Origin of the sequence: Pedobacter psychrotolerans, assembly GCF_004340665.1 — a bacterium.
GTDB lineage: Bacteria > Bacteroidota > Bacteroidia > Sphingobacteriales > Sphingobacteriaceae > Pedobacter > Pedobacter psychrotolerans.
Window position 1 is genome coordinate 226215 of sequence record NZ_SLWO01000002.1, and the last position, 24121, is coordinate 250335.

At 38.4% G+C, this 24121-nt stretch carries 12 protein-coding genes; all 12 read right to left on the bottom strand.

What is annotated here, in order from left to right:
- Positions 1–385: 385 nt before the first annotated feature.
- Positions 386–1258 carry a glycoside hydrolase family 16 protein gene (locus EV200_RS04810; RefSeq protein WP_229676765.1) on the bottom strand — a complete coding sequence of 291 codons (873 nt, stop codon included), beginning with the start codon at positions 1256–1258 and terminating at the stop codon, positions 386–388.
- The gene (locus EV200_RS04815; protein ID WP_132529767.1) at positions 1236–4382 is read right to left on the bottom strand and encodes a glycoside hydrolase family 2 TIM barrel-domain containing protein; all 3147 of its coding nucleotides are present in this window, start codon (positions 4380–4382) and stop codon (positions 1236–1238) included. Before EV200_RS04815 ends, EV200_RS04810 begins: the two co-directional genes overlap by 23 nt.
- Before the next feature lie 70 nt (positions 4383–4452).
- Complete coding sequence (locus EV200_RS04820; RefSeq protein ID WP_132529769.1) at positions 4453–6444, bottom strand: RagB/SusD family nutrient uptake outer membrane protein; 1992 nt, start codon at positions 6442–6444, stop codon at positions 4453–4455.
- A gap of 10 nt (positions 6445–6454) precedes the next feature.
- A complete protein-coding gene (locus EV200_RS04825; protein ID WP_165877858.1) occupies positions 6455–9658 on the bottom strand; it encodes a SusC/RagA family TonB-linked outer membrane protein in 3204 nt (1067 codons plus the stop codon).
- A 558-nt stretch (positions 9659–10216) separates the two neighbouring features.
- Entirely contained in the window at positions 10217–11173 is a 957-nt protein-coding gene (locus tag EV200_RS04830) for a hypothetical protein (protein WP_132529771.1), read from the bottom strand.
- 926 nt (positions 11174–12099) lie between these two features.
- On the bottom strand, positions 12100–13218 hold the full coding sequence (locus EV200_RS04835) for a glycoside hydrolase family 43 protein (RefSeq protein ID WP_132529773.1): 1119 nt from the start codon (positions 13216–13218) through the stop codon (positions 12100–12102).
- 59 nt (positions 13219–13277) lie between these two features.
- Complete coding sequence (locus tag EV200_RS04840) at positions 13278–14522, bottom strand: DUF2264 domain-containing protein (RefSeq protein ID WP_229676767.1); 1245 nt, start codon at positions 14520–14522, stop codon at positions 13278–13280.
- A gap of 11 nt (positions 14523–14533) precedes the next feature.
- Positions 14534–15664 carry a glycoside hydrolase family 88/105 protein gene (locus EV200_RS04845; protein WP_132529775.1) on the bottom strand — a complete coding sequence of 377 codons (1131 nt, stop codon included), beginning with the start codon at positions 15662–15664 and terminating at the stop codon, positions 14534–14536.
- Positions 15661–17823 (bottom strand): family 43 glycosylhydrolase, encoded by a 2163-nt coding sequence (locus EV200_RS04850; protein ID WP_132529777.1) that lies wholly within the window; start codon positions 17821–17823, stop codon positions 15661–15663. Before EV200_RS04850 ends, EV200_RS04845 begins: the two co-directional genes overlap by 4 nt.
- A 15-nt stretch (positions 17824–17838) precedes the next feature.
- Positions 17839–19185, bottom strand: a complete 1347-nt coding sequence (locus EV200_RS04855) for a BNR repeat-containing protein (protein ID WP_229676768.1) — start codon at positions 19183–19185, stop codon at positions 17839–17841.
- A gap of 88 nt (positions 19186–19273) precedes the next feature.
- A complete protein-coding gene (locus EV200_RS04860; RefSeq protein ID WP_132529779.1) occupies positions 19274–23320 on the bottom strand; it encodes a hybrid sensor histidine kinase/response regulator transcription factor in 4047 nt (1348 codons plus the stop codon).
- Between the two features lie 448 nt (positions 23321–23768).
- Entirely contained in the window at positions 23769–24113 is a 345-nt protein-coding gene (locus EV200_RS04865) for an EthD domain-containing protein (RefSeq protein ID WP_132529781.1), read from the bottom strand.
- Positions 24114–24121: the final 8 nt, after the last annotated feature.

Below are 24121 nucleotides of genomic sequence, written 5' to 3' on the forward strand. Positions count from 1 at the left end.
GCAATTTTAGATTTATGAAAATTCCCTTATACTGATATGGGCTTTTCTATCTGGCATGAACGATGGGTTAAAACGGTTGTCTTCCAGCACTTGATTCAGGATCGTAGGAAAAAACCATCCTTGCGAAGTAGATTCATTATCTGCTGAAACAATCTCCATTGAAGAATTTGCGAATCAGATTGCTTCCTCGCTCCTCCTCGCAATGATGATTTTTTGAGTTGAAGTGTAGAGAATTTGTCATTCTGAGCGCAGCGAAGAATCCCTGCGTTTCTATACACTGTCTTCATTCAGCACTGAACTATAAAAACGGTCGTTTTCTTGACTTAATTTTGGATCTTTCTTTCAAACATGTGTTGTTCTCCCCCTCGTTGGTATTGGTAAATAATTATTTTTGATAAACCCGCACATAATCAACTTCAAACTGATTTGGAAATTTAGTGTTTTTCGGGTCTCCCCCATTCATGCCCCCAATTGCCAAATTAAGTAAAATGTAATGTTTCTGCCTAAATGGATGTATACCTTTCTGATGATCGTTGTCCAAATCAGCTAATGGCGTTTTATTCAGCAATAGATCATCCACATATAAACTGATTGAATTGCTGTCCCAATCCATCCTCCAGACATGAAATTTTTCAGCCCATACTTTTCCACCCAGCTCTGTAATGGATTTCGTTTGGCTAAACCACTTTGGCTTTCCATTCTTTCCAGAACTGGCAATGTTAGCCAGTAGCTTTTCCTGATAATATTCCATAATATCAATCTCACCATTGGCTGGCCAGTCACCCTGAACGCCTAAAGTCCAAAAGGCTGGCCATAAGCCCGCACTGATATCTATTTTACCCCGCATTTCAAAACGGCCATATTGCCAGCTTTGCAAGTCTTTCGTAATCAAACAGGCTGAAGTATAATCAATGTCTTTTCTATTCTTGCGCCAATCTTTGCTATCCAGAATAAAATCCGGATTTGATTTTTGTTCCTGTTTTGCCTTAATGATGAGTAATCCATTTTGACAATAAGCATTTTCTGACTGGTACCATTGAAGTTCATTATTGCGGACAAAGCCTTTTTCATAGGTCCAGTTTTTAGGATCTGGCAGACCATTCTCGTTAAATTCATCTGCCCAAACCAAATGATAACCTTCCTTCAAATACTTGGAACGTGAAAAATCCTGTGCCTTTTTAAGGGCACAGGATGAACTTGCTAAAGTCAATAATAAATAAAAGCAGTATCGAAGTTTATTTCGCATTTGATGTCCCATTATTCAAAAGTTTAATGGTATAACTGTATGAATATTTTTGATCTGTTAACCGATATGGTGCGTGTGGATAAGCGCCCCAGCTATCATCTCCGCCAACACCACGTTGTTTAAGATCAATGTTCAGGAAAACGTTATGACGAACCGGAAGATCTGTAGGATGCTGCTGTTTTTTAGTTAAACCGGGATCTAAATCTTCGGTTGAATGATTAATTGCTGTAAATGAAAGTGGCTGAACACCTTCAATCATGATTCCGCTTCCATCATCTGCTGTCAAACTCAACCAGCGTACATCCGTTTTATTCCCGCTTTCCTGCGGACGGATATAACCCTTATAGTACTGATTTTCAACTTTATCTTCATAGAGCCCCACCAGAGAGGCAAAATTACGGTCGCTATAATTTTCATATGGCCCTCTTCCATAATATTTTAAATTTTGATAAGCTTCCGGTAATTCCGTACGCATACCAAATCTTGGTAGTTCTGGTAAGTCTCTTCCGGTCCTATCCATCATAGCCGTAACCTTTATTGATCCATCATTTTGAATAAAATAACCAACAGTGTAAGGAACAGCAACACTATTTAGGAGGTAATTAACTTGAATGAATAAACCACTATCTGTCTGTTTCGATACATTTACCGTAAGCAGTTTTTTATTTTCGTGTGCTGAACGCCAGATGCCTAAACGCTGTGGCATATCGTTTCCGAAATCATTATCGGTAGGTGCTCTCCAGAAATAGGGCTCAGGGAAACGGTTTAAACCGCTGCTGTTGCCTTTGTTGTAGCTGGTGAATCTACCTGTCTTCGTATTAAATTCTCCGTTTACATCACCTGCGGTAAAAGAAAGTTTATTGTCTTCCGTTTTTACGGTTAACCTGGTATTCGGTTGACTTGCTTTTTCGAAGAAATTTCCACCGTAATAAAATTGCTCATTGGCCACTTCAAAACCGGCTGGCAACATGGCGCTGGCTTTTTTACGATAGGCGTAAACGTTTAAAAAATATTCGGTACCGGCAACAGATTTAAATGTTGGAAGGTTTAATTTAATCTCCTTTTTAGTGTGCGGATCAAGGCTAACTTCAAAAGTGCCTTCTTTAATGGCTTTACCATTGCTTAACAACACCCATTTAAAGTTATATTGATCCAGATTGGTAAAATCGAAGAGGTTTTCTATAGTAAGGCTGCCTTTATAAATACCTGCTGATGTAAATAAGATATTCTGATAAATTTTTCTGATTTCATAAGCACCAGGATCTGGTGTGCGGTCTGCACTGATGATTCCATCAGCTACGCCATTTTCATCATTCTGCCAGTAAAAGCCACCTAAATCACCGCCGTAAGCCCAAAAAGTTTTTCCATTGGCATCCTTTGTTTTGATGCCTTGATCTACCCAATCCCAGATGAAGCCACCCTGCATGTGTTTGCTTCCGCGAATAATATCAAAGTATTCTTTAAAGTTCCCGTTGCTATTGCCCATCGCATGTGCATACTCACACATAATATACGGCCTGGTTTTGGTATTATCGCTGGCATACTTTTTCATTGAGCCAATGCTTGGATACATCGGACAAACAATATCGGTATTCCAATCTTCGCCAGCCTGCTCAAACTGAACCGGACGACTATTATCTCTTTGCTTAATCCATTTATAATTATCATGAAAAACCGGACCATTACCACATTCGTTTCCTAGTGACCAGATAATAATCGAAGCATGATTTTTATCACGTTCAACCATCCTAACGGTGCGATCTACGTGTGCCGCAGCCCATTCCGGTAAATATGCCGGATGTTTCGATTTATCGAATGAACCCTGCAACTCTGCCCCCATTCCATGTGTTTCAATATTGGCCTCATCAACCAGGTATAATCCATACTGATCGCATAATTTATACCACAGCGGATCATTTGGATAATGTGATAAACGAACAGCGTTGATGTTAAATTCTTTCATTAAGCGAATATCCTTTAGCATCAATTCTTTAGTAGTGGTATGTCCGGTTACATCATCATGCTCATGGCGGTTTACGCCGTGAACATAAGTAGCAACCCCATTAATTAACAGCTGTGCATTTTTAATTTCCACTTTTCTGAAACCAACTTTGGCCCCTGTTACCGAAACCTGCTTGCCTTTTGCATCCATCAAAGTAAGGATACAATCATATAAATTTGGTTGCTCAGCATTCCATTTTAAAGGATTTTTTATGGTACCGTTAAATTTAACAGTCTGGATAGACTCTGCAGAACCGTTAAAAGTTTGCGTTTTATTAAAAACGGTTTTACCATTTTGATCCTGAAGTGAAACATTCACAGAACCACCACCAATATTTTGCCCGGCAAACTTGCGGAGATCTACATCAGCGCTGAACAATCCATCAGTATAATTTTGCGTTAAATCTCCTTTTAAAAAGAAATCCCAAATGGTTTGTTTTGGCATGGAGTACAAATACACATTACGTTCAATGCCACTTAATCGCCAGAAATCCTGATCTTCTAAATAACTTCCATCAGACCAGCGGAAAACCTGAACGGCCAATACATTTGTTCCTTTTTTTAGGTAAGGTGTAAGATCAAACTCAGCAGGAGTTTTTGATGCTTTGGTCATCCCAACTTTTTTTCCATTCACATAAATAAAAGCACAACCCGAAATGGAACCAAAATGAATTAAAGTTTCTCTTTCTGCCCAGTTCTCTGGAACGGTAAAGGTTTTTCTATAAGTACCTACCGGATTATTTTCACCAATAAATGGCGGATTTTTAGGATGAGGATAAGTGATGTTGGTATAAATAGGAATTCCGAAACCATTCAATTCCCAGTTGGAGGGAACAGTTAAATTGGCCCAACCCCCATCATTGAAATCAGTCTGATAAAAATCTTGAGGGCGATTGGCATATTGATCTACATAGTTAAATTTCCACTGGCCATTTAAGGATTTATAATAGTGAGATTTCGTATAATCATCATTGATTACGTCGTTCTTTTTATCAAATAACATAAAAGTAACATGGGCTTTTTCCTTCCCCTGATCTACCAGTTTTGGATTTTCCCAATCGTTGTTTTGAGCATCAACCTGATGTGAAAATAATATCGCAAGAAAAGTTACGGAAAGGATCGTTTTGAGTTTCATAAGCTAAAAATAATATTTTTTGGTTGCAGGCACATCTTCATCTGACAATACCTGCAACCGAAAAGAAAGACTATAATGTTGGTGTTGAGCCTCCTGTAGTTAGCCAACCTGGATTTTGGTAAATTGGTGAGCTATTAAAATCACCATTAGTGGATGTAATGTTAAAGTGTTGTGTAGCAATCGGGCTTAAATAATGCGCCATTGTCCATTTAGCTCCCTTATAAGAATCTGCATTTGATCGGATTTCTTGCGGACGTAAATAAACACTTAAAGCTGGATCTGAAACGACTGATGCTGAATTTCCGGCACCATAAACAATTTGAGATGCAGTAAACCAGCTTTTCATTGGGCCCCAAAGTTTAAAACCTTCAAAGTGGTACGGCGTTGAAATCATCTGGTCCATCGCCCTCCATCTTTTTAAATCCATAAACCTTAATCCTTCTGCCATTAATTCATTCCTTCTTTCCCGGCGAATATTATAAAGCGTTGGAGAAATAAGTGTATTAGCAGAATATGCGCCCCAATCCTGGGTCTCTTTTGACATTACAGTCGCAGCTATCGTTTGCTGAAAATCAGTACTTACTTTTGCTCTTGTTCTAAGTTGCTGCCAGTATTTGGTTGCATCAGCATCTATTGATCCATTCTTTTCATAGCTTGCTTCAATATAATTCAGGTAAGCTTCACTTGCTCTGAAAGTAATACTTCCGGTATAACCTTGCCCATTATTGGCTTGTGCACCATCGTAACTCAAGCCCTTTCTAATGGTATAACCTGTGGTATATTTTTGATCGTAGCTTGATTCCCAAATTTTTGGTGTAGGCTCAACAAGTGTGGCATGTGTACCCTGACTTGGATTAACCAGAACATTCTTTTGTCCAGGCTCTTTTAAGAATAGATTTAACCGTCCATCTCTGTTTTTTCTAACGTCAGCGATATAATCATCTCCTTCATAATTACTTCCAGTAGCATAAATTGGTAATCCATTTGCCATTAAGAAACTTTCTACCATACTTCTTGATAAACCAACAGCGTAATTTCCAGCTTGTGCATACACCGGAACATTATGTGTAACCAGGCCAGCACCATATTGTCTCCATAATAAAACCTCGCTATAACCAGACATATTAACAGCACTAAACATACTGAAATAAGGATTCTCATTATTCGGAGATTCTATAATTCCGGTATTAGCAACCAATGGTACAGCATCTGCTACACTCTTAGCGGCAGACATCGCCTCGCCTAAAAAGTACTGTATTTCAGCATCAATACTTCCAGTCGGAAACTGATAATTCGCATTATAATCTTTTGATTTACCAGGCCAATTTGGTCCATTAGGAACGAATGCAGTGCCTTTAAAATACTTAAGCCACGTTCCTTCATACAAGGCAACACGTGATTTTATCAATTGCGCACAAGCTTTAGAAATTCTATTTTTTGTTCCATCTGGTGATGTTTTTAATAACAGTGCAGCAGAATCCAAATCAGAAATGATAAATCTGGCTACTTCATTACGAGGCTGTCTTTTACTCACCTGCGTTAAAATTTCCTTTTCATCAGGATAAACCGTTTTGATAATAGGAAAATCGCCCAATGCTTGCAATTTTTTAAAATACTCGAAAGCCCTTAAGAAGTACATTTCGCCAATATATTGCTTAATATTATCTGCGTTACCTACAATCCCTCCGGCTTTCCACCTTGGGATTACCGTACTTAAAAAATAATTTGCCTGATAAATGTTACCAAAATTCCAATCTCCACCTGTAGCATCTACTCGCCACAAACCAGGAATGAATTTATTATCGAGTACGGGCACAATCATATTGTCGGTATTACCATCGGTACCAAAAGTACCAAAAGACCAGTTGCCGTGAGAAGGTAAAATATCAGGATATCTGGCAATAGCATAAGCTGCAAGCTGACCTTCTTCCTGTAAATACTTTTCGGGTGTAATATTTGACATTGGCTCTTTATCTAATGCTTTTTTACAAGCTCCAGTTACCAATGTGATGACGATTAATGTTGCCAGGCAACTATTTGTGATAAACTTCGAGAAATTCATGTCTATTTAATTAAAAAGTTAAACTTAAACCAACTGATAGCACTTTAGAAAGTGGATATACACTTCCATTTGCCCCTCCATCGATGGTTTCCGGATCAAACATTTTGGCCAGCTTGGTCCAGGTAACCAGGTTTTCGCCTGATGCAAAAATTCTAAATTTCTGCGCACCAAACTTTTTAGTAAGCTGCTGAGGGAAAGTATAACCCAATTGCACATTTTTCAACCTGATATAAGATGCATCCTGTAAATAGCCTGTCTGTGTTTGTTGGTTTTTATTGGTTCCAAAAGTTGGTCTTGGATAATATGAATCTAAGTTTAATCCCAGCGGACTGTTTGGATCATTTCTAAAATAATCAGCATGTTGAACTAAACCTGCTGACCACCATTTATCAGCTGTAGCCCCCCAGAAAAAATAACTGTTTTGCCAGTAGTCTCTTTTTAATACACCCTGGAAGAAGGCTCTGAAATCAAATCCTTTATAATCTAAATTGATATCTAATCCAACCCTGTAACGAGGGGTACTATTACCAATCAGGTGCGCATCACCAGAATTACCTTGCGTCCAGCTGCCCCAATCCAGTTTACCATCTTTGTTGTAATCCGCATACATAATATCGCCTGCAGACCACTGCGATCCGAATGCAGACTGACCATTACTTAAGGTGGCTAAATGCGCATCCATCTCCGCCTGAGTTTTAGCGATTCCAATGGTGGTATAGCCCCAAATTTCACCTAATGTTTGCCCCTCTCTATAGGTATTTAAAGACATGGTGGCATTTGGGTAGCGGGTAACTGTGGTTTTATAATCAGACAGTAAGAATTTAACACCGTAACCGAGATTATTTTTCAAACGATCATTCCAACCGATTTCGAACTCAAAACCCATAGATTTTAAATCAGTGTTATTAGTTGTTGGCACAGCAGTACCCAAAGTAACAGGAAGCTCAGGAGCTGGCCCAACCATGTTTAGCGTTTTACGGTTATACCAATCAAAAGATCCAGTCAATCTGTTTTTCAGGAAACTAAAATCTAAACCTGCATTATAACTTTTTATCGTCTCCCATGTTAAAGTAGAACTTACAATGCCTGGAGCACTTGCCGTATTTGGTCGGCCACCATTAATTAACCATGATCCGTTTGCTGTTCCTATAGGCATGGTAAGATAAGTTGGGTACCAGTCGTTCGTATTCTGATTTCCCAGGTTACCATATGATCCTCTTAACTTAAAGGTATTCACAAATGCAAACCTGTCTTTAAAGAATTCTTCTCTGGCAATATTCCATCCGGCAGAAACTGATGGGAACCAGCCCCAACGTTTATCAGATCGGAAACGTGATGATCCATCATAACGAAGGTTTGCTTCAAACAAGTAAATTCCATCGTAATCATAATTTAACCGGCTAAAGAAACCTTGTGTAGCCCAGTTCTGATACTGACCGGAAACAACCGGAGCAAGTACTTTACCATCGGCATCTAAGCCAGAAGTGGTATTTAAGGTAGCAATATCTGAAACAATGATACCATTTCGCTGGGCACTCATATTACGGTATCTGGTATCTTCATATTGAAAACCAGCCATAATTTTAAAGTTATGCTTTGCGAAATTTTTTGAATATTCAGAATAGATATTGGTATTGAAATAATTTTCTTTAAAACCATATTCATAAACATTTGAGCTCCGTTTATATAAATATGGTACTCCATTTACATCGTGGTTATAGGTTTGTTGCGAATCCCAGTGACGAAATTGTGTTTGGGTACGATAATTCGCTTCTCCAAAGGTTTTCCATCCTTTAATTGGCTCAAAAACCAATTGAAATTGCTGATACATCCAGTCTTTTACCTGATTATCTTCTCCACCCTGAGCCATTTCCAATGCTGGAGAAGGTGAACTAAATAAATATCCGTTAGGATCATACAAAGGTAATGTCGGCCAGCCCTGGCGGCCAATTGCTTCATAAAAACCATCGGTTAAGGCAGACGGACGGTGATAGGTTTCTCTTAAAAAACGATTGCTGTAATTAGCGGTTAAAAAATCTGAAATTTTCGTGTTTACTTTAACCGTTGCACCATAACGGCCATAACCATCCTGATTAAAGCGCATCATACCAGTTTGATCTAATAAATTTCCTGATAAATAATAAGATGTCGCTTCAGTTCCACCAGTAAGGCTTAAGTTATGCTCCTGAGAAAAACTATGGTCCATATACATCGCTTTATACCAGTCGATATTATCATTTCCATAAGCATAACCATCAGCCCAGAATTGCTTATTATTTGGACTAGGAATAGTGGAACTGGTAATTTTTCCATCCTGATAATCTTTAATCCTTTGTAAAGCAGCGGCGTCGAAATGAGGTGCGCTGCCACCATTTGTGCTTGCATCATTAAAGTATAAGGCAAAGGTGTACGAATCCATCATCTCGGGTAATAAAACCGGGCGGGTTTGGCGGAAACTATTGTTATAATTGACCTGAACTTTACCTGCCTTACCTCTTTTTGTAGTCACTAAGATCACACCAAAAGCAGCTCTTGAACCATATATAGATGATGCTGATGCATCTTTTAATACTGATATACTTTCAACATCTTGTGGATTCAAAGCATTTAAAGATCCTTCCATTCCATCAATTAAAATCAATGGATTTGATGATGAATTACCAATGGTTCCGGTACCCCTGATATTAATACTTGGCGTACTTTCTAACGAACCATTATTTTGCGAAATATTTAATCCAGGTATTAAGCCCTGCAAAGCCTGAGATACATTCTGAACCGGACGGTTTTCTAAAGCTTTGGCATCTACAGTTCCTACGGCACCAGTCAGATTTACTTTTTTCTGCTTCCCGAAACCTACTACTACCAATTCTTCAAGACCCTGACCTTCATCATCAAGCAGTGTAATATTAACCTTGGTTTGTTCGCCAATAATTATACTTTTAGGTGCATAGCCAACAAAGGTATATTCTAGTGTAGAACCTTTGCTTACGCTGATTTTGTAATTCCCATCCGAATCACTGATGGTCACATTGCTTGTCCCCTTTTCTTTTATGGTTGCTCCCGGAATGGGTATTCCTTTGTTATCTGATACGCGTCCACTCACTGGCATTTTAGTGGTTTGCGCTTTTGATGTTTCCACATAGATACCGTTAAGAATTACGGTAACCAGAAACATAAAAATGCATTTTTGCATGTTTAGTAAACTTTTAGCCATCTTAAAATTGTTTGATTAGTTAGAATAAATTGTTCGTTGAAAATGCAGTCAAAAAGGATGAAGTATTAATAAAACTATTAACTGACTTTCATCAATCCGGAATAGATTGATTGTGATGATTATTTAGTTAGATCAGTTGTTGGCTGTATTACCCTTATCCCTTATGACTTGGTTGTTTCAAAGAACTACTAAAAACGGGATATAAAGGAGGGGTATAATAGTAATATTTAGGGGTTAAAGCGTTATTTTTCGTTAAAAAAGACACATTTCACCCTGACTGCATAAAATTAATCGTCTAACTAACGTTTATATAAAGAATGAAGTTGAGTTGAGCATTGCATTAAAATAGGCGTACATTATCCTTTGGTATGTGAATACTGATATTATATTCTATTATAAGTTGCGAAAGATTGGCAACCTGAGATGGGGAATCAAAATTTTTAAGAAGATAAATCATCTTTATAGGAAAGCTTAAAAAGACGCATATGGTTATCAGAAATAATTACTCATGCACCTGCTGATCACGGCTACATGAGTAATTAAATTTAGAAGTAATGATTACGGGTTATACGCACCACTGAATTCGGTTAAACCATCTTTACGCATGGCTTCGAGAATTAAACAATTGTACACATAATCCCAGCTAGATGAAACTTCAGAATTTTGATTGAGACCATATGGCCACCAGTGTTGCGAATCGCCATTAAGCTTTGCGGTACTATCATTTAATATGATCCGCAATAGTGATGTAACGCTAGGTGCCTCAAGTTTACCGCTTACAATATGATTTGACCACCATGATGAAGTTCCTGTGCCTAATGAATGATCAGATTCATGGAGCATAGTCCGCAGGTTTTGATAGGAAGAATTGCTTCCAAATCTCATCCAACCCTCATTATTTGCATCTGCAGTTGGTACTCCACTATCATAATTTAAGTAGAGGTGTTTAGTTGCAGAAGTATAATTTTCAAGGTACCAAACGGCACTATCAATAGCCACCTGCAACCTACCATAAGCTGCAAGCTCCTCCGCTGTCGGCGTGTTAGATTTATTAAAAGTATAAGTGATATTACCTTTTGCTATGGTTTTGAAAGTAACATTACTGCTGTAACTAACACCACTGCCATTACTCGCATAAGCCCTGGCATAATAGGTCGTTTTTGGCGTAAGGCCCTTAAGCATCAACCTAAATTTCCCCAGGCCAGCATTGCCATGACTAACTTTATTATTCGTGATCGAAGGATTCGGTGCCGTGCCCCAAACAATCCCTCTTTCAATTACAGAGCTACCACCATCAGTAAGCACCTCTATATCTGCTGCCGCAACTGTTGAACCCACAATATGCAAAGGGGGAAAAGTAAATGTAACGCTGTCAGCGCTAATGGTAGCTAGCTTACCCGTCAATTCAGTTTTCACCGGGCGCTCAATCCCTGCATTTTCATTTTTTTTGCATGCGGTAAACATCGCAATAATCGCATAACTCAATACGAAGTAATTTTTGAATTGTTTTTTCATTTTTAGATAATTTAAGGTTAGAAAATATTTATTAAGTGTAAGAAATAGACATATTAGGCGGCACCAGTTTTCTATCAAGCATTTACGGTATCTGTAAACTTATTAAAGCTTTGTAACCCGATGCTATACTTAAAAAGAAGCTTTTTCATTATAACAAAACAGAACATAACATACTTTACCGTTATTATTTATACTACACATTAAACAAATTAACCATTAAAATCATATAAGTAGTGAGGGGCATAACGGTAAATTTTAGGGGTTGAATTGTTATTTTTCATCAACAAAAGATATTTTTCCCTGATTATATCAACTAACAAAGTTTCAAAGGCCAAAAGCGTGGAAGAACTTCGGCAGGTTAGCGAAACTTACGAAATTTCAAAGGACAAAAGCGTGGCAGAACTTCGTCAGTTTATTAGAGCTTTAGAATAAAACCCTAGTTTAGATAAGTAAAAAAGATTAGCTGTTAATTAGACTGACGAAGTTCTCCCTGTACACAATCCCATCAAAACTTCGTAAGTCGATTTGGCAAAACTTACGAAGTTTCAAAGGCCAGAAGCACGGTAGAACTTCGTCAGTTTATTGGAGTTCTAGAATGAAGCCCAAGTTTAGATAAGTAAATTATTAAGTGTTTAGACTAACGAAGTTCCCCTGCACACAATCTCATCAAAACTTCGTAAGTCGATTTAGCAAAACTTACGAAGTTTCAAAGGCCAAAAGCGTGGCAGAACTTCGTCAGTTTATTGGAGCTTTAGAATAAAACCCTAGTTTAGATAAGTAAAAAAGATTAGCTGTTAATTAGACTGACGAAGTTCCCCTGCACACAATCCCATCAAAACTTCGTAAGTCAATTAGTCAACTTACGAAGTTTCAAAGGCCGAAAGCGTGGAAGAACTCCGTCAGTTTATTGAAAATATGTTAAGTTCTTATTGATTAAACGTACTCAAATTCCACTCATCCTGCCAGTTTATAGTGAGCTTATCGCCTTCAAATTTAATAGGCAACCATAGGTAACGACCATCAATGGCGTTTTTAGGTTCCCATTTATCTGCCATAAAAATAAAATCTCCTTTCTTTCCGGGAGCAGGAAGAATGTGAGTGCTTTGCCCCCCGTAAGTAATGTTTGCACCAGGACCCTGACAAGGATTTCCCATATAGGTCCATGGTCCCCAAATGGAACTGGCCTTAAACCATCTGGCCGGATTAGGAGCCCAACCTGTGCAACCAGAACCCACCATATAATAGGTGCCATTTTTCTTGAATAATGCTGGCGCCTCTGTTTGCTGCCCCACATAAATTCTGATAAACTTGCCCGTGTGGCTCAAATAATCCGGACTTAATTCAGCTAATTGTAGCGTAAAATTTTCTTCAGAAGAAAAAACATGGTAAGCTTTACCATCATCATCAACAAAAACAGTCATATCCCTTGCCATCTGTCCGCCAGGCAAATCTCTGCAGAAAAAACCATCGCTTTTATTAGCCGGATTTTCACAATTTACCTTTTCAGCTTCAGGTGTTCCAGCAGCATAAAATGGCATCTTACCCGCATTTGGGCGATAACTTTTGATAAAAGTATACGGACCATTAGGTTTATCTGCTACAGCCACACCACTCCGGGCAGCTTCATAACTTTTACCTAGAAGCTCCAGGTGGAACCACATTACAAATTTCTTTGTTTTTTTATTGTAAACTACCTTTGGTCTCTCTAAAATACAGCCTCTTGCAATATCACTTTTCAGATCATCGGAAACCGAAAGCGCAATCCCCTCATCCTTCCAGTTATATAAATCCTTCGAAGAATAGCAATGAACCCCAACCTGCGCAGTATTTCCTTTTTCTCCTTCAATTTTATGTTCACCAAACCAATAATAAGTGCCTTTGTGCTCAACTATGCCACCACCGTGCGCATTAATGTGTACGCCTTTATCATCTTTCCAGATTTTACCTGGCGTAAATGAAGCGTATTTCTGCTGCGCAAAGGCAAGTTGATGCACAAATAAAGAGAGGGTTAAAAAGCATAAGATAAAATTGATCTTCTTATTCATAACTGATTTGTTTGGTTTAACTAAAAGTGAATGAGTTAATAAACACTTATTTTCTGGTTTTACTTTAAATTTTCGCTGTGGTCATTTTTGAAATTTTCGCCGCTCCAGATTTTCTGAGCACTCCATTTTGCTGGTGGATTTGCCCAAAATGGATCACTGGCGGGCAAACCTAGCGGTAGAAAAATATTTGAAGCAATATAAGGACTACCCTGGTTGTTATAAAAATCACCCAACTCCGGTTGCTCACCATATAAACCAATGGTTAACCAACCATTTTTATAAGTTGTAGGGCTTTCCAATGTTTTTCTAATCACAGCTGTTAATGCACAGCGAACCTGTTCTGCAGATAACTGCTTTGGCAATGCTTTCCGCAAAGCAATATCTGCTAAATGGTGAAATGCAGCACCACGATAAATGATAGAACGGCCGGTAGCAGGGTAAGTTCCATCCGCATTGATTAACCGCTCCTGAATAATTGCATACCGTTCATTCCGTTTTTTAATCTTCTCGAACATATCCTTATAGGCATTGGTTTTTTCACCAATAATATCAGAAAGTGCTGCCAGGTAAGGATGAATCACGTAACTGTTATAATAGTCAAAAGCAAATGAAGTCCCATCGGTATACATCCCATCACCTGTATACCATTGTTCCATTTGCTGCAGGGCATAATCTACACGCATCGGATCCCAGTCATAACCAAATTTGGCTAAAAAAGCCTCATTCATGGCAGAAAACAATAGCCAGTTAGAAAATACGGGCTTAAATTTTCGGGTAGTGACAATGGATTTCATCAATAAAGTTTGATTTTTCTTGTCCAGATTTTCCCATAACCAAGGCGCACGTACCACAGCCAGCGCCACATAAGAAGCATCAACCAATTGTTGCCCGCCAATATCAAAATTCATGAAATCTTTAGCATTAGAATCCAATGCATTCTTTAATCCACTTAATGCCCATTCGCGGTATTGTTTCCTTAAGGCAACCTCATCCGCAGCACCACCTTCCAACTGCAACCATGGCGCAATGCCACTTAATACCCGGCCTAAAACTTCTACGTATTGTACTTTAATCCGGTGTTCTTTATTATCAACATGCACTGAGGTTACTTTTGGCATCGCAATCCGTAAGCTATCATTTGCTAAATTCTGTAACACCGGACGAACCATTTTATCCATCTGCTGGATCCAGAATTGCCTGTCATTCAACACTGCATCTTTTTTACTTTTCACCTTTTGAGCCATCGCTGATCCACTAAGGCACATCAGCATCAAAAAAGCAGCGGCAATATTCTTTATTTTCATCTACTTATGCTTTACTTCTGATTTGATAAATAACGATACATTTCACAACCAGCCAACAAAAAAGCACCTACACCAAAATTGGCTGTTGAATTTGCATCTACTACTTGTCCGGGAATGGCTTTTTCACCGATCGGTTGTACATAACCCACTTTTCCATCCTTTTGCAAGGCCGTTTCTGATAAATATTCCCATCCCTTTTGCGCTGTCGGAAGATATGTCTTCTCTTTCAAGTAGCCATTGTTAATACCCCAAAGCAAGCCATACGTAAAAAAAGCAGTTCCGCTGGTTTCTGCCCCAGGTGCATGTTCAGGATCAAGAATACTCCGTGTCCAATAGCCTTCTTTTTGCTGAGATTTTGTAATGGCCTTCGCCATATTCTGGTATTTAGTAAGGTATTCTGCCCGGTGTGGATCATTTTTAGGAAGATCTTTTAACACTTTAGCTAAACCTGCGAAAACCCATCCATCACCCCTGGCCCAGAAATCTTTTTTGCCATTGGTACTTTTATGCTTGGGGTAAACATATTTGGCATCGCGGTAATAAAGTTTCGCATCCTGATCATACATAATGCTATTGGCATACATAAAGTATTCATAAAGCTTATCCGAATATTTTTGATCGCCCGTTAACTTGTAAAGTTTCGTCATTACCGGCATCACCATATACAAACCATCTGCCCACCACCAATAATCATGATTGGCTGTACTCATTTCATATTGCATCACGTCTTTTGCACGAGCCACTTTATATTCCGCAGGTTGTATATGGTAAAGATCGATATAGGTTTGAAAGCAGATTTGCCAGTCGCCAAAAAGCACATGATCATCTGTTTCACCATAGTTATATTTCCATTCAGATTTATTCGCAGACTTCGCTCCCATCCATTGGTTGTGCTCAGCCCAATCCTCCGCATATTTACGATAAGCCTCATTTTTAGTGAGCTGATAAAGCTCCATATTGCCCGTATGGTAGGCCGCATGATCCCAAAAGGCACGAACCTGTGGTTTGTTTTTAGCCTGCCAGTATTGATTGGCTAAATTAAGCTGATCAAGTACCGCTTCTTTTGTCTGCGCATACACTTCCGTTAACCCATAAAACAGGATAAACAGAAATGCAATTGAAAATAATTTTATTGTTCTCATTTACGAATGGGGTTTATGCCTTTCAATGTGGGCGTAACTTTCTTAATATGACCATTTTCATCAAATTCCATTTTATCAATGCAAACTTCTCTGTTGTAGCCTGCGGCATCACCCATGGTTATCCCTTTTGGTCTGTTGAAACGGTGATAAACGATATACCATTCATCTTTACCAGGAATTTGAATCACACTATTATGACCAGTACCGTAAATACCCTGATCTGGCCTTTTCGATAAAATTAAATTATTTGCGGTTATGGTAATTTTTCCGGTAGGTGAATCAGAAAAGCCATATCTCACTCCATAATCAGGACTTCTGGTGTCATTCTCTGACCATAAAAAATAGTATTTTCCATTTCGGTAAAAAACTTCTGTCCCCTCACGAAAGCTGTCATCAGGTGTAATGATTTTGATGGAATTAGAATCAATAGAGATCATATCCGCGTTTAATTCAGCAACGGCCATGTATCCATTACCCCAATACAAATAACTTTTTCCCGTTTTCGGATCAGTGAATACATCAGGATCAATTTCTTGTCCACCCTTTATACCCGCAGGCCTTTTGGCAATCAATGGTTTCCCGCTATCTTTAAAAGGACCAGCAGGATGATCAGCAACAGCTACCCCAACTTTCTGTGCAGCAGTGAAATAATAAAAATATTGATATGCGCCATTTACCTTCTTCTCTATCGCCGTTGGTGCCCACGCATTTTTCTTCGCCCATGAAACATCCTTATTTAAATCAACAATCACACCTTCATCTTTCCAGTTCACTAAATCTGTAGATGAAAAAGTTTTAAAATAAGTACCACTCCAGCCCGTGAAGCCATCACTGGTAGGGTATAAATAAAATTTTGAAGTTTTGTTGGAATACAGAATTTCCGGATCAGCATAGTAGCCATTCAATACCGGATTGCGATTAACAGCGACAAATACGGCATAAGTTTGAGCCACTTGGTTTCCAATTTTAACAGTATAACGCACAGGTCCTTTAGAGAAATCAACCTTCCCTTCAGGCTTAATGCTCACATCAGAAAGTTTCGAAAACTGCGGATCAAATGCTTTCAGATTCGTACCATCATTAACAGGCAAATAAACCGTTTTGGCCACGGTATCCAGTACTATATTATTTTGCTTGATGGATGGATTTCCTGCACCCTGTAATACCGATGACGTGCTATACCACTTGCTCAACAAGCGGTTTTCTTCTTCTTTAGTGATTGACATCACCGTTCCATGGCGGGGATGAAAATCCATACTCACTTCTTCATCAATGATTTTGAAAGTGTTCAAATCTTTCGATCTGGTAAACTGATAGCGCCCTTTCATGTAAACATCATACATTAAAATGTAATCATCAGATCCATTCAATTTAAAAACCCCGGCACCCTCAACCGCATCAGTTGTTTGCTGTAAGTATCGGTCTCCCAACACATACCCTTTCGTTAATTCGTTTGAAACTGCTTTTTTAATTCCATTTCCATTACCCTCCGTTTTAAAAAACAGGTTGTATTTTCCCTTATCATAAATGATATCACCATCAATACATGATCCATTTGTGGGACTAAAAAACAGTTGTTTCGGCGTTCCTTCCAGGTCACTAAAATCTGCATTGGCATAAGCATAATATATTTTATCAGGATCGTTGCCATGTTTCATAGACCAATACACCATGTATTTTTTAACAGCCGGATCATAAATGGTTTGCGGTGCCCACACCCGTTTTAAATTCTCCTGATTCGGATATTTTTTCTGAATATTAACAATGCTGGATTTCCAGGTAATTAAATCATTCGATTTCAATAATACCATCGCCCGGTTACTGTCCCAACCTTTTGCCGAAACCATATCAGTTGCCACCATGTAAAAGTGCTTTCCATCCGCACCACGCAAAATATGAGGATCGCGAACGCCGCCAGTAGAACTGATTTTTTCTGATGAAATAACCGGAAGATTATGATTTAAAGCTTTATAGCGATAACCATCTTCACTAATAGCAAACCGAATAGATTCTTCCGCTTTATCGTTCCCTGTAAAATAGGCAAACAGATAAGCACTGTTACCAGCCTGCTTTTTGCCTTGTGCCTGTACACCAAAATTTAAAGTAAATACGGCGAAAAACACGAGTATCACACTGGCTTTTGTCTTATTTTTATTCATATCAATTGCGCTTAATCATTTTTTAGGTTTCCAATTTAATACCTGAACGGCAGTAGGTTGCTCACTTGCTTTTCCTTCGCCATCTATCTGTTTTACATCCTGCAAAAACAAACTTAACACTTTTCTATTTTTCCACAATTCGGTGTCATAACTAGGTTCCCAATCGCCCACACTTTGTTGGGTTAAATCTGCTATCGTCCAGTTCGACATTTGCAGATCGTTATTCAAAGCGATAGAGGCTTTACTTCCCCTCTCTTTGTCTCTAAAGATCAGGCCCGCAGCATAACGCTTCCCATTTTTCCACACAATAATCTGGGGCCTGGCGATGGGAATTTGCTTGGTTCCGCCCCCACTCAAACTAAATGTGGTTTTTCTGAAATTTAAGTTATGAACTTTCCAATCGTCATCAGTTTTATAAACCAAATGATATTGCGGAATGCTTTCATTTTCATCACGCCAGTAACTTGCAATAAATACTTTGCCATTGGCATCCGCAAACATAGAAGTCTGGTTAATGAGTTCACTTTTTTGAGGTATTTTTAAGGCATATTCTGCATTACCCGCATGAATTGGCAGTTGATAACGCTCACCATCAGATTTTTGCCAGGTTAAACCACCATCAGCAGATTTTGCATAACATAAATCATGGTTGCTGGCTACATCAGGGCTTTCACGCCAAACCCAAGAAATATGGATCACACCCTTTTGATCAATCGCAACCTGCCAATACGCATTTCTTCTGCCCTCGCCATCAATTAAATTATTCTGGATTCTGCTCCATTTTTGAGTGTTTAACGCATAGCGATTAATCACCAAATTTCCGTTCCCAGATCCTCCATCCCGATAGAGAAATAATAAATCGCCGTTGGCAAGCTTGTAAAATTCAGGATAACTCACCTTATTTTCCCGCTCAGCCAACATAGATTTTTTCTCACTTAAAATCAGACTACCTGCCTTGAGTGCATGTGCATAATTTAAAGCATTATTATGCTGGCTCCAGGCCACATGTAAAATTCCATTTCCATCAACCATAATACTGATGGATTTATGTGCATCGGCTGCATCACCTTTATAATTGGTTCTTAAAGTTTCCCAGGTTGGTGAATTCAGCTTCCTTTTGGCGAGCACTAAAAACTGATCAGCATCATAATATGCTGTATACTGAATATGCCGAAAACTAACTAAAGCATTTTTCCTAAAAATTACCGTATTAACAGAATTATTAGACCAGCCATTAGTTGCAATGGTACTGATATTACGCTGGGCTACACAAGCTAAACTCAGCATACAGCATACCGCAATAATCAGTGTGTTTTTAATCAGTAAATGCATTTGGAAATTAAACTGCTCGACTTTCATCATTTGGTTAAAGTTCAAAGTACCGATTATTTATGGATTTAAACAGGGGGTTAAATCACACTTTAGGGGGGGCATTTTGATATGTTGTCTATTATCCTGTAGCATTGATGTTATAATATTTGTTAAAGCTTTTGCGGTGTTTTTTAATAAACTCCGACGGGGTAAGCTTAAAAAGTTTCTGAAACTGCTCCCTAAAGTATTTCGTATCGTTAATTCCAACCCTGAAAGCTGCTTCGTTAATATTTAGATTGGTATTAATTAATAATTCTGCCGCCTTGCGCAATCTGATAAAACGAATAAAACTATTAATGGACTGGCCTGATGTTGCCTTGATTTTTTTATAAAGATTAGAATGGCTCATCCCTAAATCCGCGGCCAGTATTTTCACATTAAAACTATTTTCCATCAGGTTGTCTTCAATAATGGTAATACACTTCTGCAGAAATCCCTTATCCTCCTGAGAAACTTTATGGGTATCAGATTTCAGGGTAATTTCATTAAAGAAATAAGATTGTAGATGGGTTCGGTTTTTAATGATTCCATTAATTTTAGCTGTAAAAAGTTCCTTATCAAAAGGCTTGCTGATAAAATCATAGGCACCTACTTCAATTCCCTTTAGTTTTATTTCAGCACCAGGATCGGCTGTAAGTAAAATCACCGGAATATGGCTCAAAGCAGAATCCTCTTTTATAGCCTTACACAACTCAATCCCATTTAGTCCACCCATATTTACATCAGAAATAACAATATCTGGCAGGTATTCTTTACAACATTTAAATCCCTCCAAACCATCTGCAGCAGTGTAAATCCTGAAGTTATCTCTAAAGATCTGCCGAATGTAATCAATGATCTCAGCATTATCATCCACAATTAATATGGTATGGAGATCAGAAATTAACAATTCCAGGTTACCAATACTTTCATCGTTATTTTTCTCTTCATTTTCCTCCTCCTGTGCAATGAGTTCATTTACATAAGTTAACTCATTTTGATAAGCCATTCCAACTTGGTCAATACCAGCCTCCCCTATTGGGAGTTCGATTGAAAAGACAGTGCCCAGCCCCGGAGGAGAGATAAAACTGATTTTACCCCGATGTAACTCTACAAAATTCTTTGCAAGGTAAAGTCCGATGCCAAAACCCATTTTAAGCGATTCATTAGACATCACTTTATAAAATTTATCAAAGAGCTTTTCACCTACGTGTTCCGGTATTCCCGGACCGCTATCGCTCACCTCAATTTTTATATTACAATTTACCTGCCGGATGCCCAATTTAACAAAACCGCCATGGGGGGTAAATTTAAGTGCGTTAGATAATAAATTGAACAACACAATCTCCATTTTATCCTTATCAGCATAAATGTATAGTTCTTCATCTTCACATTCAAAGGTATATTGGATGTGATGCTGCTGAGCCAGATAATTAAAGCATAAGAAAATCTCTTTAGCAAAACTGTACAAGTTAATCCCAACAATTTTCAAGGTGTCATTCTCACTTTCGGTTTTCCTGAAAAGCAAAAGCTGATCAACCAGGCTCAATAACCTTCTGGAATTTCGGTATACCACATTAAGGTTATTTTTTTCTGTGCCGGCTTCTTTTTGATTTAAAATATCCTTAATTGGGTTTACAATTAACGTGAGTGGCGTTCTAAGCTCATGGGAGATATTGGTAAAGAAATTAAGTTTTTTCTCATTTAAATCTTTTTCCCGCTCCATTTCTCGGTTTGCACTTTCTATTTCGTTTTTTAGCCTGCGCTGGCGGTTGCGATAGGTTTGAAAGAGATAAAACAATGCCGAGCCTATAAGCAGATAAATGGTATAAGCCCACCAGGTACGGTACCAGGATGGTAAAATAACGATAGTAATTACTTTTTCGTTATCAGCCCAAACACCTTCAGTATCCGTACTTTTAATGTGCAACTTGTAGGTACCCGCATCTAACCGGGAGTAATATGCAGTGCTTAATTTGTTCACATAGTTCCAGTTCCTATCCCAACCTTCCAGGTAATAAGCATAAGAAATCTGATCCTGAAACGAAAATTCGATAGCGGCATAATGAACAGAAATAACCGCCGACTGGTATGGAATAGATATTTTTTCCAGGTTAACCACCGATGTATGCTGATTGGTAGAATCCTGATCAAGCGAAATATTATTGACTTTAAAATCGGTCAGGATTATTTTTGGAATCCGCTTATTCTTTCTGATGCTATCTGGCGAGAAAAGATTGAATCCGCCGATGCCGCCGAACAAAAAATCGCCATTTGATAATTTTAAAGCTGCATTATAATTAAATTGGTTGCTCTGTAAACCATCATTGGCAAAGTAATTTTTGAAGGTATTATGCCACGCATCAAACCTGGATAAGCCATTATAAGTACTCGACCATAAGTTTCCTGCTTTATCTTTTAAAATGTTTAAAATGGAATTACTCGGCAAGCCATCACGCTCCAGGTAGCGCTTAATGTTCTTAGTTTCCGGATCAAAAAGCAGTAAGCCACCGCCTTCCGTGCCAATCCAGATCCGATGACCATCAGCCTCTTGGATGGCACGGATAGCAGAATTTATCTTCACATATTCATGTTTTTTTCCTACAGGATCAATCTTGATGATCTGGCTGTAATTTCCAGCCCATAACCTCCCCTTGCTATCCTGAAAAAGGGTATGAATATCTTTAAGCCGATGATCAAAAAGTTCAAATTTATCCAGCGCCTTATTGTATCGGTAAAGCGCTCCCCCTTTCGTAGTACCCGCCCAAATATTTTTTTCTTGATCCTGATACAGCTTCCAGAGACTCTCTTCATCAACCCCTTTAACCGAATTATAACACCGATAATGAATAAAATTACCAGTAGCCTCATCAAACCGATCAATGCCACCACTAAAAGTTGCCACCCAGATATTGCGATCTGCGTCGTTTAAAATGCTCGTTACAAAATTACTGCTTAAAGCGCCTGGATAACCCGTTTTTGTATAATTGGTGAACGTATCTTTTTTCCTGTTCCAAACGCTCAAACCTCCACCATCTGTACCAATCCAGATATTATGGTACTGGTCTTCACTAAAAGAAAGGATAAAATTATTAATTAGCGAATTTGGTTTCAACGGATTGCGCCTGATGGTTTTGAACTGGCCTTGCTCCGGATCGATAATGTTTATACCACCACGCAACGTTGCAATCCATTTTCTCGATTCCCGGTCTTCATAAATCTGTGCGACAGAATTACTGCTCAACAAGCCTTTTTCTTTGCCAGCGGAGAGATAACTAACCGCCTGCTTTTTTAGATCATAAACAATAGTACCACCACCGTCAGTAGCTAGCCACAATTTCTGCTGACGATCCAGCATCAGGCGCATTATATTTTCATTTCCAGATAACGCTTTACATTTTTCAAGCTTTTTATTCAAGGTATGATAAACATAAAGCCCTCTTTCTGTTCCTATCCAAATATCCTCGCCAAGGCCTTTAATGATACTGGTTACCGAACGGACATCTGTATTGATTAGCCTGATGGTATTGGTTTTCATATCCAGCTGACCCAAACCCGCATCCTTATTAAAAAGCCAGAGATACCGTTGCCCATCTGCACAAATGGCCTTTACGCTAAAGTCCTTACTTCCTTTAAAAGAGATTCTTTCTGCCTGTTCACGGTTGTTTTTCAATACGAACAACCCCTTTTCATCTGTTGCAAGGTAAACCGCATTTTGAGTTACAGTAATGGCGTTAATGGCATAGCTAACCTCTTTTTGCTTTTTATTTTCAAGGTATGGTAACCGATGAAATTTTGAATCGGCATAATCATAGTAAGAAACACCTTTTTGAGTGCCTACCCAGATCCGGTTCTTCCCATCGCCATTTAATACCGTGATGTGGTTATTAACTAAATTACTTTTATCTCCCCAACCACTCCTGAAAATTTTAAAATGGTAACCATCATACCGATTTAAACCATCATAAGTACCCATCCACATAAAACCAAAATGATCCAGGTACAGCGAGTTGACTGAATTATTTGATAAACCATTTTCTACACCCAGATATTTGATAGAACCGAAAGGCGTTTGTGCATAACACAATCCAAGATTTAAGGCCAAAAAGGTAACAAGAAGAAAGAAAACCTTAAGGGGAGTGAGCATTGCAAAAACTGATAATATTTGGTCTAAATGAATATATTTCTTTTGCACGTGGCAGTTTCTGAGCAAAGCTAGAAACTATCCAGAATAAAATTCCGGTTTAGCAAAACCATAAAATTGATTCAAGCCAATTACTTAATACCAGGTAGACTACTTTTTTGATAACCCGCTAATCCTGTTTCAGCTCATTAAACCGTTTTTTAGTTTCGCTACCAATTACAATAAACAAATGTATACCTAATTAGGCTAAAACAACGATAAATGATCAGCATTAAAATACCAAATAATACCCGGATTTTGATCAAATATGTTCTGATCAGTTATTAACCTTATAGGTTTTAAAAACCTATAAGGTTTAATATTCTCTTCTAAACTAATTCGTCATCCTGTAAATCAATCACACACATCTAACCCATTAGTCAGATGTGCGTGATATTGATAAGGTTATTAATTATGCACCAGCTTTAATGATGGTTTCATTGGTTGCCATTGCAATATAGTTTGCAGTATCAAAAAAATTGGGTTCATCAGGATGAACCTTTGTTAAATAATTTTCTGAATTGAAGAAAGTGTTGAAATCCTCAAACGAGTCAAACGAGATTTCTACAACAGCATCGTATAAGGGCTTAGGAAAACCTTCAGCCACTATAGGATGGTTAACTACATACTTTCTAACGTAAAGTTCTGTCTCAGGGATGGAACAGAATAAAGGAGCGTGTTGATTTTTGTGATAATCCACAAATTCTTCAAGGCTCATACCGGGTAGTTTTTGTACTAAAAAAGTAAATTTGATCATTGTCTATG

Bases quoted from the DNA above. Each gene is read 5' to 3' on its own strand.
- EV200_RS04810 (WP_229676765.1), bottom strand. From the start codon at position 1,258: ATGGGACATCAAATGCGAAATAAACTTCGATACTGCTTTTATTTATTA.
- EV200_RS04845 (WP_132529775.1), bottom strand. From the start codon at position 15,664: ATGAGAACAATAAAATTATTTTCAATTGCATTTCTGTTTATCCTGTTT.
- EV200_RS04865 (WP_132529781.1), bottom strand. From the start codon at position 24,113: ATGATCAAATTTACTTTTTTAGTACAAAAACTACCCGGTATGAGCCTT.
- EV200_RS04840 (WP_229676767.1), bottom strand. From the start codon at position 14,522: ATGAAAATAAAGAATATTGCCGCTGCTTTTTTGATGCTGATGTGCCTT.
- EV200_RS04860 (WP_132529779.1), bottom strand. From the start codon at position 23,320: ATGCTCACTCCCCTTAAGGTTTTCTTTCTTCTTGTTACCTTTTTGGCC.
- EV200_RS04835 (WP_132529773.1), bottom strand. From the start codon at position 13,218: ATGAATAAGAAGATCAATTTTATCTTATGCTTTTTAACCCTCTCTTTA.
- EV200_RS04830 (WP_132529771.1), bottom strand. From the start codon at position 11,173: ATGAAAAAACAATTCAAAAATTACTTCGTATTGAGTTATGCGATTATT.
- EV200_RS04850 (WP_132529777.1), bottom strand. From the start codon at position 17,823: ATGAATAAAAATAAGACAAAAGCCAGTGTGATACTCGTGTTTTTCGCC.
- EV200_RS04855 (WP_229676768.1), bottom strand. From the start codon at position 19,185: ATGATGAAAGTCGAGCAGTTTAATTTCCAAATGCATTTACTGATTAAA.
- EV200_RS04815 (WP_132529767.1), bottom strand. From the start codon at position 4,382: ATGAAACTCAAAACGATCCTTTCCGTAACTTTTCTTGCGATATTATTT.
- EV200_RS04825 (WP_165877858.1), bottom strand. From the start codon at position 9,658: ATGGCTAAAAGTTTACTAAACATGCAAAAATGCATTTTTATGTTTCTG.
- EV200_RS04820 (WP_132529769.1), bottom strand. From the start codon at position 6,444: ATGAATTTCTCGAAGTTTATCACAAATAGTTGCCTGGCAACATTAATC.